Annotated in this window: 15 protein-coding genes; 9 read left to right on the forward strand and 6 right to left on the reverse strand. The window is 62.1% G+C overall.

The genetic code is table 11. The annotated features are described in order from the left end of the window. Nucleotides 1-25: 25 nt before the first annotated feature. The gene (locus tag GWC77_RS22620; RefSeq protein ID WP_173260484.1) at nt 26-2815 is read right to left on the reverse strand and encodes a PQQ-binding-like beta-propeller repeat protein; all 2790 of its coding nucleotides are present in this window, start codon (nt 2813-2815) and stop codon (nt 26-28) included. 73 nt (nt 2816-2888) lie between these two features. Further along, nucleotides 2889-3344 carry a MarR family transcriptional regulator gene (locus GWC77_RS22625; protein ID WP_173260486.1) on the reverse strand — a complete coding sequence of 152 codons (456 nt, stop codon included), beginning with the start codon at nt 3342-3344 and terminating at the stop codon, nt 2889-2891. Nucleotides 3345-3493: 149 nt separating this feature from the next. On the opposite strand from GWC77_RS22625, the gene GWC77_RS22630 reads away from it, so the two are divergent. The 9 genes from GWC77_RS22630 to ald all read left to right on the forward strand — a co-directional run bounded on the left by GWC77_RS22630 (nt 3494) and on the right by ald (nt 13036). Then, nucleotides 3494-3988: a flavin reductase family protein gene (locus tag GWC77_RS22630; RefSeq protein ID WP_254367096.1), complete on the forward strand. Its 495-nt coding sequence runs from the start codon at nt 3494-3496 to the stop codon at nt 3986-3988. 91 nt (nt 3989-4079) lie between these two features. Further along, nucleotides 4080-5321, forward strand: a complete 1242-nt coding sequence (locus GWC77_RS22635) for a flavin-dependent monooxygenase (RefSeq protein WP_173260488.1) — start codon at nt 4080-4082, stop codon at nt 5319-5321. 20 nt (nt 5322-5341) lie between these two features. Further along, nucleotides 5342-6334 (forward strand): amidohydrolase family protein, encoded by a 993-nt coding sequence (locus GWC77_RS22640; protein WP_173260490.1) that lies wholly within the window; start codon nt 5342-5344, stop codon nt 6332-6334. A gap of 76 nt (nt 6335-6410) precedes the next feature. Continuing rightward, the gene (locus tag GWC77_RS22645; protein ID WP_173260492.1) at nt 6411-7781 is read left to right on the forward strand and encodes an MFS transporter; all 1371 of its coding nucleotides are present in this window, start codon (nt 6411-6413) and stop codon (nt 7779-7781) included. Nucleotides 7782-7849: 68 nt separating this feature from the next. Continuing rightward, nucleotides 7850-9073 (forward strand): porin, encoded by a 1224-nt coding sequence (locus GWC77_RS22650; RefSeq protein WP_173260494.1) that lies wholly within the window; start codon nt 7850-7852, stop codon nt 9071-9073. Nucleotides 9074-9126: 53 nt separating this feature from the next. Then, nucleotides 9127-10017: an intradiol ring-cleavage dioxygenase gene (locus tag GWC77_RS22655; protein ID WP_173260496.1), complete on the forward strand. Its 891-nt coding sequence runs from the start codon at nt 9127-9129 to the stop codon at nt 10015-10017. 22 nt (nt 10018-10039) lie between these two features. Beyond that, entirely contained in the window at nt 10040-11104 is a 1065-nt protein-coding gene (locus GWC77_RS22660; protein WP_173260498.1) for a maleylacetate reductase, read from the forward strand. An 87-nt stretch (nt 11105-11191) separates the two neighbouring features. Next, nucleotides 11192-11836 carry a DUF1345 domain-containing protein gene (locus GWC77_RS22665; protein ID WP_173260500.1) on the forward strand — a complete coding sequence of 215 codons (645 nt, stop codon included), beginning with the start codon at nt 11192-11194 and terminating at the stop codon, nt 11834-11836. A gap of 84 nt (nt 11837-11920) precedes the next feature. Continuing rightward, nucleotides 11921-13036, forward strand: coding sequence for an alanine dehydrogenase (gene ald / locus GWC77_RS22670; protein ID WP_173260502.1), 1116 nt, complete (start codon nt 11921-11923; stop codon nt 13034-13036). A gap of 74 nt (nt 13037-13110) precedes the next feature. On the opposite strand, the gene GWC77_RS22675 is transcribed toward ald, so the two are convergent. The 4 genes from GWC77_RS22675 to GWC77_RS22690 form a co-directional block, all read right to left on the reverse strand. Continuing rightward, nucleotides 13111-13833: an enoyl-CoA hydratase/isomerase family protein gene (locus tag GWC77_RS22675; RefSeq protein WP_173260504.1), complete on the reverse strand. Its 723-nt coding sequence runs from the start codon at nt 13831-13833 to the stop codon at nt 13111-13113. Then, on the reverse strand, nt 13830-14999 hold the full coding sequence (locus GWC77_RS22680; RefSeq protein WP_173260506.1) for a CaiB/BaiF CoA-transferase family protein: 1170 nt from the start codon (nt 14997-14999) through the stop codon (nt 13830-13832). Before GWC77_RS22680 ends, GWC77_RS22675 begins: the two co-directional genes overlap by 4 nt. A 28-nt stretch (nt 15000-15027) precedes the next feature. Further along, nucleotides 15028-16467 (reverse strand): short-chain fatty acid transporter, encoded by a 1440-nt coding sequence (locus GWC77_RS22685; protein ID WP_367949079.1) that lies wholly within the window; start codon nt 16465-16467, stop codon nt 15028-15030. Nucleotides 16468-16557: 90 nt separating this feature from the next. Further along, complete coding sequence (locus tag GWC77_RS22690; RefSeq protein WP_173260508.1) at nt 16558-17232, reverse strand: hypothetical protein; 675 nt, start codon at nt 17230-17232, stop codon at nt 16558-16560. Nucleotides 17233-17341 lie beyond the last annotated feature (109 nt).

Consider the following 17341-nt stretch of genomic DNA (forward strand, 5'->3'; position numbering starts at 1 on the left):
CCCTCGTTCGCGGTCACGGTCACGGTCACGGCAAGCTGTAAGCGATCACCGCATCCCCGGTACGCGTGCCGAGCGAGCCATGGCCGCCCGCGGTCACCAGCACGTATTGCTTGCCTTTCGAATCGGCGTAAGTCATAGGTGTCGCTTGTCCGCCCGCCGGCAGGCGCGCCTGCCAAAGCTTCTTGCCGGTGGCGAGGTCGTAGGCGCGCACATAGTAGTCGAGCGTGCCGGAGAGGAATCCAACGCCGCCGGCCGTGACGATCGTCCCGCCGAGACTCGGCACGCCGAGCTTGAACGGCAACGGCACGGGGGCACTGTCGCGAATCGTACCGTTTTTGTGCTTCCAGACGATCTTGCCGGTCGTGAGATCGACCCCGGACACGTAGCCCCACGGCGGTGCCTGACACGGAATGCCGAGCGGCGAAAGAAATGGCTTCAGTTCGAACGCAAACGGGTCGCCGGCGGCAATCTTGATCCCGCTCGTTTCGCTGCCATGCTGGTGTTCGAGCGAAGGCACCTTGTCGCGCGGAATCAGTTTGGAGATGAACGCCATGTAGTTGGGATTCGCAAACAAGATTTGCCTGCCGGGGTCGACAGAAATCCCGCCCCAGTCGAACGCGCCGAAGTTGCCGGGGAACACGAGCGTGCCTTGCTCGGAGGGGGGCGTGAATGCGCCGTCGTAGCGCAGCGAACGAAAATCGATGCGGCACCAGAGCTGGTCGTATGGCGTGGCGCCCCACATGTCGCGCTCCCGAACGCGGGGCGGGTTGACGTTGAGCGCCGAGACGGGCTGCGTCGGCGACGCGTGATCTCCAGAGGCCGCGCCCTGCGGTACAGGTGTTTCGGTGACCGGAATCAGCGGCTTGCCCGTCTCGCGATCGAGCACATAGATGCTGCCTTGCTTCGTCGAAGCGATGAGCGCGGGTTTCACGCCGTCTTGCGTTTGCAGATCCATCAGCGTGGGTTGGCCGCCGACGTCCATATCCCACAGATCGTGATGTGTGAATTGATAAACCCATTTCACGTGCCCCGTGGCGAGATCGAGCGCCGTCACGCCCGCGCCGAAGCGTTCGGCTTGCGGCGTGCGGTTGCCGCCCCATTGATCGGGCGTCTGGTTGCCCATCGGCAGGTAGATCATGCCGAGCCGCTCATCCACGCTCGCTACGGTCCACATGTTCGGCGAGTTGCGCGTGTAAGTCTGTTCCGGCGCGAGCGGCGCCGTATCGTCGGGGCGGCCCGCGTCCCAGTTCCAGACCAAGTGGCCGTCGTGAACGTCATACGCGCGCATGACGCCGCTTGGCTCGTTGGTCGACTCGTTGTCGGTCACATGCCCGCCAATGATGACGAGGTTGCGCGTCACCATCGGCGGCGAAGTCGAGTAGTACCCGCCCGGGGTAAACGGCCCTATGTTGGCCCGCAAATCGACGGTGCCTTGGTTGCCGAAGTCCTCGCAAGGTTTGCCGGTGTCGGCATCGAGTGCAATCAGGCGGGCATCGGCGGTCGGCAGGAAGATTCTGCGGGAACAGCTATGGGCCGGCGTGGCGCTGGCCGACGTTTGTGGCGCGGCCGTCGCTGTCGTTGCGCTCGCCTCGGAGGCAGCGCTCGCTTCGCTCGAAGCGCTTGCTTCGCTCGGCGCGCTCGCTTCGGAAGCTGCATTCGCGGCAGTCGCTTCGCTCGACGTACTCGCCGCACTCGTGGCACTCGTGGCACTCGCTTCGGACGATGCACTGGCTTGTACTGGCGCGCTCGCTTGCGCCGGCGCGTTCGCCTCGGCGATCGCACTCGCCGCCGCGGTGGATTCGGCAGCGGTCGCCGGCACTGACGAATACGAAGCCTCGTCATAGTACGAGACGCCCCTGCACGTCATATGCTCGAAATGCGCAAAGCCGACAGGGCTCTGAATGTGCGGATCGAAACGCCACCGCACTGCGCCCGTCGCCGCATCGACCGCCAGCACCTTGCTGTGCGGCGTGCAGATGAAAAGCGTATCGCCGACTTTCAGCGGGGTATTTTCGTCGGTCGTCTCGGTGGGATCGCCCGGGCCGCGCTGATCTCCCGTATGCAGTATCCAAGCCTGCTTCAACTGCCGGACGTTGTTCGGCGTAATCTGCGTGAGCGGGGAATAGCGGTCGCCATACTGGCTGCGACCGTAGCTAGGCCAGTCGCCGGGTGCGATGGGCGGTATCGGAGGCGGTTGCGGCACGTTGCGGTCGAGCGCCAGCGTTCCGTTCAGATCGTAGCGATCCGTGAACAACGATGCGATGCCGGCGATCGCCGTGAGCGCGGCCACGACGACAAGCGCGAGGCACGCCGAGCGACGTAGATTGGCCACGCGAGGATCGTCGATCGTCGTTTCCGTGTCTGTTACTACTGCGCGATCGGGTGACGCTGCCGTAGTCGTAGTCGCCGTCGTAGTCGTCGTTGTCGTTGTCGTGACGCGGCGGCGCGTGTACGGCCATCGCGTGACGCTGGCGCCGCTCAGCGGTGTCAGCATCCACAAGCCGAGCAGCCACCAAATCCAGAGTCTCGGCACGAGAGGCCACCAGTCGAAGCCGACCTCGGCGAGCGCCCAGATGGTCGAGCCGAGTAAAAACAGCGCGTAGAGCCATGCGGCGACGAGCCCGCGCCGTGCAAGCAGCAACGCCGCTACGACGACGAGTGCAATGCCGCCTATCAGGTAATACGCGGAGCCGCCGAGCGTGAGCAGCCTCACACCGCCGGCCGCCAGCGGAATGCCAAGGACGAGCAGCACGATCGCCGTAATCCAGCGGCCGAGCCTGCACTCGCACGATGTCGAACGGACTTCGGTTTGCATAGCGCACCTCGCAGCGATGAACGCCTGTACCGCGCAATTCATGTGCCACATCGCGCGGTGTCGACGAGCGCGCTTAGTCCAGCGATTCGTGCAATTCCTCTTCGAGCGTATCGAGTAGCACGTATATGTCGGTCAACGTTTTTTTCAGGGCCTTGAGCGCCGAAGGTGACAATTTGCTGACAGCGACCTGTTCGAAGTGCTGAGCGATCGGCATGAGTTCCTCGACGAGCGCGCGGCCCGAATCGGTGAGCGTGATGGCCACCGTACGCGCATTGTTTTCAAGCCGGCTGCGCGAGACGAGCTTCATCTTCTCCATGGTCCCGACCAGGCGCGACAGCGTCGAGAGTTCGACAGTCGTCATGCCGGCCAGATCGTTGAGCCGCTGGCCCGGCGTCTCCCACAGCGCGGCCATGACGCGATACATGGGCAGCGTGACCCCATACGACGCAATGCGGCGGGAAAACAGTTCCCCCATGCGCACGCCTACTCTGTTGAGCAGATAGGGAAAGGAATCCGTCAATTTGTACACGGTCGGCACCCTCGGTAGTGATTGACGAATTCTATCAAAGCAACAGTTCCATCTACATCAATTTCATTGCCAACAATTGCAAATGCAAATATAGTGACTTCCACACGGTGCACTCAGCCCGGAACTCAGCCTTGCCTGGGACAGGAGACATGATGGAAACCCTAACCGCCCCGCTGGAGCAGATCGGCGCTTCGTTTCGAGCGGCCATGCGCCGGATTGCGTCGACGGTCACGATCGTGACCGCGTCTGACGGCGCTCGTCGTCACGGCATGACGATGACGGCGGTCAGCTCGCTGTCGATGGATCCGCCATCGATGATCGTATGCGTGAATCAGTCGACGTTCCTGCACGACATCCTCATGTCCGGCCGTCAGTTTTGCGTCAATGTGCTCAAGCACGATCAGGCGGAACTCTCGGCGGCCTTCAGCGGCGCCAGTTCGCCCGACGAACGTTTCTTCGTGGGCAACTGGCTTCGACATGCGGCCGGTCTCGATTACCTCGAGAACGCGCAGGCCAACATCTTTTGCAAAAAGGTCGCGGCGGTGCCCTACGGCACGCACACGATCTTCATCGGCATGGCCGACGAAGTCGTCCTCCACGACGATGCCCGTCCGCTGCTGTACCGCAACGCAGCCTACTGCTGAATCTCGCGTTTATCGCGCGCAGCGCGTACCGCGCGTGTTTCTCACAGATTGCCCATTTGAAATTCGAAGTCCGACCATCGGAGGAAACGTCATGTTTGCCGTAGAGAACGAGCCGGCAGCGGCTGCATCGCGCGAAGCCGAGGCAAGCGAGCCCTCGATCGACATGCTGCGTGAGCGCATTGCGGCGTTGAGCGCCACGTTGAAATCGCTTGCGCCCAGTGTGGAGCGCGATCGTCGCGTGCCGATGGCGAGCATCGAGGCGCTGCGCGAGGCGCGCTACTTCGATATCGTCAAACCGAAGGCGTTCGGTGGCCTCGAGCGGGACTTCTCAATGCTGGTCGACTTGAACGTCGACCTCGCCAAATGGTGCGCATCCACGGCTTGGGTGGCCGGTTTGCTCGCGGCACACCAATGGCTCGTCGGGTCGTTCCCGTTGCAGGCGCAACGCGATGTCTGGGAGGCGGATCCGGATGCGCTGATATGCGGCTCTTACGCGCCGGCGTGCCAGGCGCAGCCGGCCGACGGCGGCTATCGGATCAGTGGACGGTGGAGCTTCGCGAGCGGATGCGATTGCGCCCAGTGGTCCCTGTGCGCCGCCATGTTGCCCGCAGATGGCGAGCGCGACAAACCAGCTCCGGCGTTTTTGCTGGTCCCCGCATCGAACTATGCGATCGACGATACCTGGCATGTCGTAGGGTTGGCTGGTACCGGAAGCAAGACGCTCGTGCTCGACGACGTGTTCGTGCCCGCCCATCGCGTGCTGCTCTTCTCCGAGACGACGAGCGGACAGACGCCCGGCGCGGCGCTCTATCTCCATCACCCCGGTTTTTCGATTCCCATGCTGAGCACGATTCCTTCGTGCCTCGCGTCCGTCGCGGTCGGGGCGGCGCAAGGGGCGCTCGAAGACTACCTGGAACGCACGGCCCGGCGCATCACGCGCGGCGCGGTGGCGGGTGCGCAGAATCGCATGGCCGAGTTCGCGACGATCCAGTTGCGGGTGGCCGAGGCGACAGCCAGTGCGCAAGCCGCGCGACGGGGATTGCTGGCTGACCTATGCGAGCGCGAAGCCACCGTCGCGCGCGGCGAGCGTGTGTCCGTCGAAGAGCGCATCCGCAGCCGTCTCGGGCAGGCGTTTGCGGTATCGCTCGCCATTCGTGCGACGGAGGCGCTGAATGCATCGACAGGCGGCCAGGGGCTCGATCTCTCGCATCCGGTACAGCGCGCCTGGCGCGACGCGAATGCGGTGGGGCGGCATATCAGCATGAACTGGGACACAGTGGGCACCATGTACGGACAGATGGCGCTCGGCCTCGAACCCAAAGGGCAGTACTGATCGAATCAAAGGACAGCATCATGTCATTCAAAGCCACGAAAAAGATCGCGTTGGAGGAACACTTCGCGATCGAGGAGACGCTGCAGGATTCGGCAGGGTTCGTGCCGCCGTCGTACTGGGTCGAGCTCAAGCATCGATTGCTCGACATTCAAGACCGGCGCATCGAGGAGATGGACCGCAACGGTATTGAGACGATGATCCTGTCGCTCAACGCACCGGCCGTGCAGGCCGTCCCGGATCGACAGGCCGCCTATGACCTTTCGCGCCGGGCGAATGATTTTCTGGCGGAACAGGTTGCAAAACGCCCCGACCGATTCAGGGGGTTTGCGGCGCTGCCGATGCAATCGCCCGAGCTCGCCTCGCGTGAGCTCGAACGTTGCGTCAAGGATTTCGGGTTTGTCGGTGCGCTCGTGAACGGCTTTTCCCAGATGCAGGACAGCGATGCGGTGCTGTATTACGACCTGCCGCAGTTCCGCCCGTTCTGGGCAACGGTGCAGTCGCTCGATGTGCCGTTCTATCTTCACCCGCGCAATCCGTTGCCGGCTCATGCGTCGATCTACCAAGGCCATTCATGGCTGTTGGGACCGACCTGGGCATTCGGTCAGGAGACGGCCGTCCATGCCTTGCGGCTCATGGGATCGGGCCTCTTCGACGACTACCCCGATCTCAAGATCGTCCTCGGTCACTTGGGCGAGGGGCTGCCCTACAGCATGTGGCGTGTCGACAATCGCAACGCGTGGGTGAAGACGGCGCCTGCCTATCCGGCCAAAAAGCGCATTGCCGAGTATTTCCATGCCAACTTCTGGTTGACGACATCCGGAAATTTCCGCACGCAAACACTGGTGGATGCGATGTTGGAGATCGGTTGCGACCGCATCCTGTTCTCGGCGGACTGGCCGTTCGAAAACATCGACCATGCCGCGCAATGGTTCGATGCCGCTTCGATCAGCGACAACGATCGCATCAAGATCGGCAGGACCAATGCGGCGAGGTTGTTCAAGATCGAGACATAAAGGCGCTGACGGAACGGATTTCGTGCACCGCGCGTTCCCTATATCGAAAAAATAGCTCTATATGGAGTGAGACATCATGCACGACACAACCATCGACGTACACGAGGAGTTGGCCAGTGCTCCCGTTGGCCGAATGCACGTGACCCTCGGCATCGTGCTGGCCCTGCTGACGTTATTCGACGGCTACGACACCTTCAATCCGGCCTATGTGATTCATTATGTCCGCGTGCCATGGGGGCTTTCGCTGCAGCAGGCGGGCATGCTCGTTTCCAGCGGGCTTGTCGGGTTCCTCGTGGGAGCCGCGGTGCACGGCGTACTGGCCGATCGTTTCGGGCGTCGCATCACGCTGATCGTCGGACTCTGGACGACGACGGTCTTTTCCATTCTGACCGCGCTCTTCGCCGATTCGTTCGTGAGCTTCTGCACGTTGCGCATCCTGACCGGGCTCGGTCTCGGCGTATTGCTGCCGCTTTCCACCACCTATATCAATGAGCTTGCGCCGCGCCGCGTCGCCAATACGTTCGCCCTGTGGGGCGTCGCGCTCGGCTGGGCGAGCGGCGGAGCGGCCGCGGGTATCGTCGGCGTCCTCGTGACGCCGCATACGGGTTGGCAAGGCCTCTATTGGGTCGGTTCGCTTTCGCTTCTGCTGATTCCGTTCGTGCATCGATATCTGCCCGAATCGCCGAAGTTCGCGCTGCTGCGCGGCAACGATGCGCAGGTGAAATCCATCCTCGCGAAACTCAGGCCGGAACGTGCCAAGGCCTACAGCCGGTATCCCATTGGCCGGCCGGCGACCGATACGAGGACGTCCGTACTGGCTCTGCTGGACAAGCCTTATCGAAAGTTGTCGATTGCGATCTGGACGACGAGCTTCTTGAGTCTCTTTTGCATTTTTGGATTGTCCGGATGGATTCCGACACTGATGCAGGCGCGCGGTGAAAGCTTCGGTGCAAGCTTCGCATTCGGTGCGTCGATGCAAATCACGTCGTTTATCGGCGCGCTGGTTTGCGGGCACCTCGTCGATCGCTTTCAACATCCTCGTCATTGGCTGTGTGCATGGTCGGTCGGCGGCGCCGCATCGGTGCTCGCGCTGATTCTTTTCCACTCGCATTGGGTCAATCTGATTTGCAGCGCCATGGCGGGCTTCTGCATCATTGGGGGGCAGTTCGTACTCAATAACTTCACGGCCGCATCCTACGAGACGCGCATGCGCGCAACGGCAGTCGGGATGGAACTGGCGGTCGGGCGGCTGGGGGCGATCCTGGGCCCCTTCATCGGCGGCGCATTGCAACAGCTGTTCGGCGGCTCAGGCGCCATGCTGGCCGCGATCTGCATGGCGGCCGCCGGGGCGGCCGTCAGCGTCCTGTTCGCGACGAAAACGACCGGACTCGGCCCGAACGACGCCGGCGCAACCGAGCACACCGCGATCAATATCGCACACGGATAGACGTATCGCGGCGGAGCGACGGGGTTTGACCAGAGCTATTAATTAGGATTACTAACGGAGACGCAGTCATGAAGAGAGTTTTGTCCGGCGGTGCCATTGCCGTTGCTGCGGTCGCAGCGCATGCACAAAGCAGCGTGGTGCTTTACGGCATCGTCGATGTGGGGGTGAGCTATCAGAACAATGCTCAGACGGGGAGAGCCGGCGGTCACTTGAACGGGGCGAGCCAGTTTGCGATGACGGACGCGCACGCCACCGGCATGTCGGGAAGCCGTTGGGGTTTGCGGGGATCGGAAGATCTCGGCGGCGGATTGACCGCGCTGTTCGTCCTCGAAAACGGCTTCATGGTCAACAGCGGCACGCTCGCGCAAGGCGGCGCGGAGTTCGGGCGTCAGGCCTACGTCGGGCTTTCATCGACGCAGTGGGGTACGGTGAGCGCCGGACGCCAGTACGATTCGGTGGTCGATTCGGTCCAGACGTTCTCGGCGCCTTACTTTGCCGGGTATATGTCGTCGCATGTCGGCGATATCGACAATCTCGCCAACACGAACCGCATCAATAATGCGATCAAGTACACGTCGCCATCGTTCAACGGCGTGAAGGCCACTGCGCTGTACAGCTTCGGCGGCGTCGCCGGTAGCCAGGGGCGCAATCAGATATGGTCGCTCGGCGTGCGTTATGACGGGGGCCCAATCTCGGCGGGCGCGGGTTACCTGAACGCGCGCAACCCGAACGTTTCGTTCTACGGCAATACGCCGAACAAAGGGCTGGCAACCGCCGACAATCTCGGCTCCCCCGGTTCGGCGACGGCGCCGCAGGCGTCTCCTGCCATCGCGGGGTACGCATCGGCCAGTACGCTCGAGATCATGGGCCTCGGCGCGGCCTATACGTTCGGTTCGACGACGGTCAATGCGGTCGCGACGCAGACGCGTTTCGACGGTCTGGGCTCCGCGTCCGGACCGAACCCGTTCGGTTACTCGGGCAACGCCGCCTTCACGAGTGTCGAGATCGGCGTGCGCCATGTGTTCGGTCCGGCGTTGACGCTGGGAACCGCATTCGATTACACGCGGCGCAATTCTGTCGATGGCGACGGCGGCGCGAAGTATATGCAGCTGAATCTGGTGGCGGACTATTCGCTGTCGAAACGCACCGATGTCTATGGCTTGCTCGCGTTGCAGCGCGCAACGGGACGCGATTCGCTGGGGCAGCCGGCCGTTGCCTCGATCAGCGGCTTTACCGCTTCGGCAACCCAGCGCCAAGTGGGGTTGCGAGTCGGCATTCGTCATAAGTTTTAAAAAGACTATATTGGTTGTCGGGCGAAACGCTCGGGATAACCGCGGAGGCACCCATGCTCGATGTCGATGAAAACACGCTGACGGAAATCGTGGTGGCGCGTCATGCCGACGCGGACAATCCCCGCCTGAAGCAGATCATGACCAGCCTCGTGAGGCACCTTCACGGGTTCGCGCGAGAGGTCGGCTTGACCGAGGACGAATGGTTCGAGGGTATCCGGTTTCTCACCGAGGTCGGCGAGATGACTGACGACAAACGTCAGGAGTTCATCCTGCTCTCGGATACGCTCGGGCTGTCGATGCTCGTCACCGCGATGAACAATCGCAAGCCTCGGGGGTGTACCGAATCCACCGTCTTCGGGCCGTTCTTCGTCGAGCATGCTCCGGAGTACCAGTGCGGCGACGACGTGGCACATGGCGCGAAAGGCGAGCCCTGCTTCGTATCGGGTCGCGTGACCGCGCTGGACGGCACCCCGGTCGCAGGCGCGCTGATCGATGTGTGGCAAGCCGACTCCGACGGTTTTTACGACGTGCAGTACCGCGACCAGGAGGCGGCGCATGCCCGAGGCAGGCTCAGGAGCTTGCCTGACGGCTCGTTTCATTTCCGATCTGTCAGGGCCGAGTCCTATCCCATCCCCTACGATGGGCCGGTCGGGCGCATGCTCGAAGCACTCGGGCGCCATCCGTGGCGCCCGGCGCATCTGCATTTCATGATCGAAGCTCCGGGCTACGATCGTCTGATCACGCATGTGTTCCGATCGGGCGACCAATATCTCGACTCGGACGCCGTGTTTGGCGTGCGTCCTTCGCTGATCGCCAACTGGCAGCAGCATGAGCAGGGCATCGCACCCGACGGCACTGCCATGGATGTGCCGTTCAGTACGCTCGATTTCACGTTCGTGTTGAATCGGTCCGATGGCGAAGAACGGGAACGTCGTTCAACGTAAGACTGAGTTGATCGAAGGACAAATGGATTCATTCGTTTATCAAGCCCAAGCCGCGCGGGTCATTTTCGGCGCCGGCACCGGGGCCAGGCTCGGCGAGGAAGCGCAGCGCCTCGGGCTCACGCGCGTGCTCGTGCTGTGTACGCCGGGTCGTACGGAACTTGCCGAGCGCGCCACGCAATGGCTCGGCACTCGGGCCGTCGGTGTGTTCGACGGCGCGACCATGCATACGCCCGTCGCCGTAACCGAGCGTGCGCTCGCCGTAGTGGAATCGCTTGGCGCGGACGGCGTCGTCGCCATTGGCGGAGGTTCGACCACAGGGCTCGGAAAGGCCATTGCATTGCGCACCGATCTGCCGCAAATCGTATTGCCGACCACGTACGCGGGCTCGGAAATGACGCCGATTCTCGGCGAGACACGGGACGGCGTGAAGACAACCCAGCGCAGCGCCAAGGTGTTGCCGGAGGTCGTCATTTACGACGTCGAATTGACGCGTTCGTTGCCGGTGCCGTTGTCGGCGCTCTCGGCCTTCAATGCGATCGCGCATGCGGTCGAGGCGCTTTATGCGCCGGATACGAATCCGATCGTTTCGCTGATGGCGCAAGAAGGCGTACGTTCGATCGTCAAAGCGCTCGGGCGGATTGCCGCAACGCCGCACGATCTCGGCGTCAGAGCGGATCTGCTCTATGGCGCCTGGCTATGTTCGTGCTGCCTCGGCGCAACGACCATGGGATTGCACCACAGGCTCTGTCACACGTTGGGCGGCCTGTTCGATCTGCCGCACGCCGAAACGCACACGATCGTATTGCCCTATGTGCTCGAATTCAACGCGCCGGCCGTTCCCGCTGCCGTCGCGCGGCTGGGCAGGGCGATGGAAACGGACGATCCGGTCCGCGCGCTCATCGAACTCGAACGGAGTTTGCACGTCCCCATGGCACTGCGCGCTCTGGGGATGCCGAACGATGGCATCGCACGCGCTGTTGCGCAGGCCACGGCCAATCCCTATGCAAACCCGCGTGAAGTCGATGCCGCGTCGTTGACTGAACTGATCGAACGCGCGTGGAGGGGGGCGGGGGCACACGCTCACTGAATGCGGGTCGCATCCGCGGGCTGTCTATGGTTAACTGCCGCATTCGACGAATTTTCCATGCGGCTTCCCAAGACAGAGGAACGACGAATGCCCCGATTCTTCGCTAATCGCCCGCGCATCTTCATTGCCGTGTTTTTTGGCCTGGCCGCATATTTCATCGCGCCGTGGCATTTGCGTCCGATACAGCGTGCGTTGTTCGGATGGGACTGCGGCGTCTGGCTTTTTCTGGTCCTCATCTGGACAAGAATGGCGCAGGCCAGCCCGAAGGACGTCCAGCGCGTCGCGGAGCGCGAGGACGAGGGCGCCACGGAAGTCCTCATCATCATCACGATCGCGTCGGTCGCGAGTCTGGCCGCCATTGTCGTCGAGCTGTCGGCCGCCAAGGGGATCGGTGCGCGGGCGGCGGGCGTCAATTATGTGCTGACAGCCGCCACGATGCTGGGGGCATGGCTGCTGATCCCCACCGTGTTCACGTTGCAATATGCGCGTTACTACCATCGCTCGAAGGACAAGACGTCGCTCACGTTTCCCGACAACGACACGGAGCACGATTACTGGGATTTTCTGTATTTCTCGTTCACGATAGCGGTCGCCTCGCAGACCGCGGATGTGACGGTCTGTTCGCGCGCGGCGAGGCGCACGGTGCTCGCGCAATCGATTCTCTCGTTCTTCTTCAACGCGGCCGTGCTCGGGCTATCGGTGAATATTGCTGCGGGACTGCTCGGCTCGTGAGAGGATGGCGATCAAGCCGCCGCGCTTATCCGGCGGGACGGCACCGAACTCCAGAATCACTATCGTGAAAGGCGGAGGTGGACTATGTTGATCGGCGTTCCCAAGGAAATCAAGAGCCAGGAATCGCGCGTCGGATTGACGCCCGCAAGCGCGCGGGAACTGACGAGCCGCGGTCACCAGGTGTGGGTCGAAGCCGGGGCGGGCTCCGTTATCGGGCTACCGGACGAAGACTATGTCGCTGCGGGCGCAACGATATGCGGCACTGCAAAAGAAATTTTTTCGCAAGCCGACATGATCGTCAAAGTCAAGGAGCCCCAGCCCGGCGAGATCGCGATGCTGCGGCCCGGGCAGATCCTGTATACCTACCTCCATCTCGCGCCCGATCCGCAGCAGGCGGCCGGACTCATCGAATCGGGCGCTGTCTGTATCGCGTACGAGACGATCACGGGCCCCGGCGGCGGCTTGCCGCTGCTCGCGCCGATGAGCGAAGTGGCAGGGCGAATGTCGATCCAGGTGGCCGCCGCGCATCTGGAGATACCGCGTGGCGGGATGGGTCTGCTACTGGCCGGCGTGCCGGGCGTAGCCGCGGCGCATGTCGTCATCCTCGGTGCCGGTGTGGTGGGGACCAACGCGCTGCAAATGGCGGTAGGGATGGGCGCGCGCGTGACGGTCATCGATCGCGACGTGGACCGGCTGCGCCATCTCGATCTCATCTTCGGCAATCGCATCGCGACGCTGCATTCGAGCGCCCATGCGATCGAAGCATCGGTGGCGGCGGCGGATACCGTCATCGGCGCCGTGCTGATTCCCGGCGCGGCCGCGCCGCGCCTCGTCACGCGCGAGATGATTTCGAAGATGCGTAAAGGTGCCGTGGTAGTGGATGTGGCCATCGATCAGGGCGGGTGCTTCGAAACCTCGCACGCCACGACGCATGCGCAGCCTACCTATGTGGTCGATGGCGTGGTGCACTACTGCGTCGCCAATATGCCGGGTGCCGTTGCGCGAACGTCGACGTTCGCGCTGAACAACGCCACGATCGCGCATGCCATCGCATTGGCGGACAAAGGATGGAAAAGAGCTCTCGCCGAAAACGCACATCTGCGCGCGGGGCTTAATGTCTGCCAAGGCCATGTCACGCACAAGGCTGTGGCGAAAGCGCTCGGCTTCCCCTATCGGCCTGCGGAGGAGTTCGCTCCTTAGGAGGTGGTCGTCTTGGCTGATCGCTGCCCGATATGGAGGGCCGAACGAAGCGGGAAACGGATGGGTCCGGTACGTTATCGCTCGCTGATGTACGTGAGCATTCGTGCCTTCAGTCCCGGACGCGACGCTGACCGCACCAGATCGGCGAGGTCCCGGTCGCTTTCCTCGATATCCAGTACCCGATAGAGATGCGTCCGGGTCTCGGGATCCAGCAGTCTCGCGACGCGGTGGGCTTCGGCGATCACCTCTGCTTTCGCGGTGGCATCCACGACCTTGGAAACGAGGCCGATACGCACAGCCTCCTGCGCGGTGATTGTGCGGGTCTCCTCCAGTATTTCGCGCGCCTGCGCGTGCCCGACGACGGCTCCAAAACGTCGTGCACCCAGCACCAGTCCAAACCGCAGACCGGGCATCCGGAATGTGGCATCCATGGTACAGAAGCGTCGACGGCAAACAGCAAACAGGTCGACGCCCGCTCCAAAATTGCGTCCATGCGCCAACGCGATCGTCAGGCAGGGCGAGGAAGCGACCATCTGCAGCAGCATCTCAATCCTGACCAGCCGCATCAGAAGGTCGGCATCCGACTCCCGATCAAGGTCTCCTTGATCGAACCCTGCGCTGAAGTTCCTGCCATTGCCGGAGAACGCCAGTACGCGTGCGCCGCCATTGTGCGCTTCGCGGATCTGCGTCATGAGTGTCTCGACCACTTCCGCGTTCAGTGCGTTCATTTTGTCGGGACGATTGAAGACGAAGCTCCAGCAATCGTCTTCCACGCTGACTCGGATCAGTTCGCTCATGGCGTTTCCCGTGCAAGTGATTCCCTCAACTCCGCAACGATTTCCTCGGTATGCTCCCCAAGCGCGGGAGGAGCCCGGCGGATCGGTAGGCCCTGGCCGGAACGCCGGATTGGAGAGGCGAAAGTCCTTGTTAATGTCCCGTTGGGTAGCATGAGAGACTGCACCCAACCCATATGCTCTACCTGGGGATCGGCAAGCACATCCGAATACCGGTTGATGGGCGCGCATGGCACGCCGGCCTCACGAAAGCGGCCGAGCCACTCAGCGGCATCACAGGCAGCGAAATCCGCCTCAAGCATGTCGCGGAGCGCGACCTGGTTGCGCGCCCGGTCAGTCGTCGTGCCGAACCGCGCGTCCTCGACCCATTCCGGATGTCCCACCACCCGGCAGACGCTCGCCCATAGCGCGTTATTACCCGCCGCCATCCCGAAATAGCCATCGCGGCAGCGAAAGACCTGATAAGGAGCATTGCGCGGATGTGCGGAACCCATCTTGACGGGATCGCGGCCACTGCCGAAGTATTCCGACGTCTGCAACGCGGCAATGCCGAGCGTCGCTCCAAGCATCGAAATATCGATATGTGTCCCCGCACCTGTACGCTGAACTCGTCGCAGTTCCGCCGCAATGGCAAAGGCAGCATAGAGCCCGGCAGAGAAGTCGGCCAGTGGCACGCCGCATTTGACGGGCGCACCGCCGTCCTCGCCGGTGATGCTCATGATACCGCTCATGGCCTGCATCGTAAGGTCGAAGCCGCCTTCTTGCGAACGGGGCCCCGTTTGTCCATATGCGGAGATCGAGCAATAGAGCAGCGGGGGATTGATCTCCTTGAGTGCCGCGTAACCCAGCCCCAGTCGATCCATGACACCCGGACGGTTATTTTCAATCACGACGTCCGCTTCACTCATCAGCGCTCGAGCGACGTCGCAATCAGCGGCGACCTTCAGATTGAGGGTCACTGAACGCTTGTTGCGGTTCAGCGCAGCGAAGTTTTCACTGAACCCATCGCTCAGAGGCGGCCATGCCCGCAGCGTATCGCCACCTTCCGGATGTTCGAGTTTGATGACATCCGCGCCCATGTCGGCGAGCAGCATGCCGCAGAACGGGCCGGCGGCGACGTTACAGATTTCGATGATTCGCACGCCATCGAGCGGGAGATGATCGGTCATGTTGTTTCCTATTTCAGTAGATTGAAGCTCAGACACCCGCCCACGTCGGTACGACCAGCAGATAGATCAGACCCAACAATGAGCCGGCCGTCAGGAAAATCACGAGCGTAAAGCCCAGAACACGCTGCACCCCCACCCCTGCGATTGCGACGACCGGAATCGCCCAGAACGGTTGCAGCAGGCTGCCCGCCATCTCGCCCGCGGCAATGGCCATGGAGGTACCGGGAAGCGATGCACCAAGCTGCATGGCAGCGGGAATCGTGAACGGCCCTTGCACCGCCCAGTGGCCGCCGCCGCTCGGGATGAACAGCGTGATCAGACCTGAGGCCAGATAGCTGAGAAACGGCAGCGTGCTGCCCGAAGCGACATGGATATACGCGTGTGCCACGACCTGATCGAGCCCGGTCGCTCCCATGACACCCATGATCCCCCCGTAGAACGGGTATTGAAGCAACATCGGTCCCGTGACCTTGGCCGCCTCCGTCACCGCGTTCACGTATCGCCGCGGACTACCGTGCAGGCACAATCCCGCGAGCAGAAAGATAAAAATGACGGTGTTGATGTCGAGACTCACGCCGTGGTGAATCCATTGCGTTGCCAGATAGCCAGCGCCCGCAAGAACGAAAACCAGCGCGCAGACACGTGAGCGTTCGAGCGCACCTGCAAACGTTCCCGAGCGCGAATCGTTCACCTGTTCCATCTTCTTCTCGTCGGCCGCCAGCAGATTGACATCGGCTTCGATGATGTCCTTTTCGGCAGGCCGCATAAGGATGAAGACCACGGGAATGAGGACCATTCCCGCCAGGCCCGCGAGCAGATTCCATCCTGAGAACACGGTATGCGATAACGGGACCACAAGATGGGTATGCTGTTCGACGAGATTCAACGGATTGCCCGGCGATGCGATCGACAGGGCGATGGAGCTTGACATGCCGGTGAACGCCCAAAGTACCCACGAACTGTATGCGGCCGCCACCAGCCAGGCGAAATCGACCCGCACCTGCTTTGCAACCTGCTTCGACAGAAGGGCGCCGACGACAAGTCCGAAGCCCCAGTTCAGGAAGGTTGCGATGGCGCCCACGCCAAATACCAGCAGCACCGCCGAGCGCGGACCGACCGCAAGCCTGCTCAGGTTGCGCAGCCCCGCCTCGATCAAAGGTGCGCTGGCCAGCGCATACCCTGTGACGAGAACGAGCACCATCTGGAAGGCGAACGTGAAGATGCCGAAAATGCCCTTGTACCAGCCTGCGAGAATCGTGACAGGGGTGCCTTTCGGTGCAAAGCCGAGCGCAAATAACGCCACGAGCACCGTCAGCAGGATGACGATGACGAACGGGTCGGGCATCACCCGCTCGAAAACGTACACGCACGACGAAACGGCACGTTGGAGCAGCGTCTTGTTGTCGCCGTCCGCATCTGGCGTTGCCAGCGGCCGGACAGCGAACGACGAGGTTTCATGGGTTTCCACAATGTGTCTCCTGAACCATGGGGTCGGCTTTCTCACAAACGGGCTGCCCGCATTGGATATCGATTGATGTGTGGCAGCCGCCACGCGGGCTTATGCCATCGCTGACAACTTTGTAGACGATGCACGCTCGATCGGGGCAATCTGGAGTTCGCGCTCCTTGCGCTGCAGCCCCATGAGGATCTGGCGTGCCCGACGCAATGCCTTGTCCGTCTTGAGGAAGAGTTCCGAATATCCGTCGTCGGGAAACTCCATCATGCGTTGCTGTCGCTCGAGCGCCCATTGATCCTGCGCAACGACGGCCGGAAACATCTCAGCAACTTTCCGCGCCGTCTGCATGTTCGGATCGCTCAGTGTGGTGTGCCACCCCTTACACGACACATTCCAGCGCCAGATGAGATTGCGCTCATCAACGGGCAGATGGAGATGCAAAAGCGTATAGCCACGTTCCTTGTCCGTGCCGAGCTCTCCCTCCGGCGCAACACGCATCACCACACGTGTAAGACCGGGACTCACCATGCAGTGCGTATGGATTCGTTCAATCGTGTCATAAAGGAACCATTCCTTGAGATACGGAGGCTGCCGATATCCATGCACGTGGCGTGTAGTGCGCACGAACATATATCCCTCGCTTTCTCCCTCCTCCAGTTCCACCGGAATCTTGCTGTTTTCCTTGTCGCCGATGTTGCCGTCGTGCAGAGGATAGAAATGTGTGATGTCGAGGAGATTTTCGATCAGCAACAGGTAGTTCTGCCGCGCGTCAAACAAGATGAGAGCAGCGCGTCAATCAGGATGAGAGTACTGGCGTGGCGGCAGCGGTGAAGGGCGTAGCCCGGAACCGCTGCCGCCACGCCGCGCCGAGCAGTCCCCCGTCATC

The organism is Paraburkholderia sp. NMBU_R16 (assembly GCF_013282575.1).
GTDB lineage: Bacteria > Pseudomonadota > Gammaproteobacteria > Burkholderiales > Burkholderiaceae > Trinickia.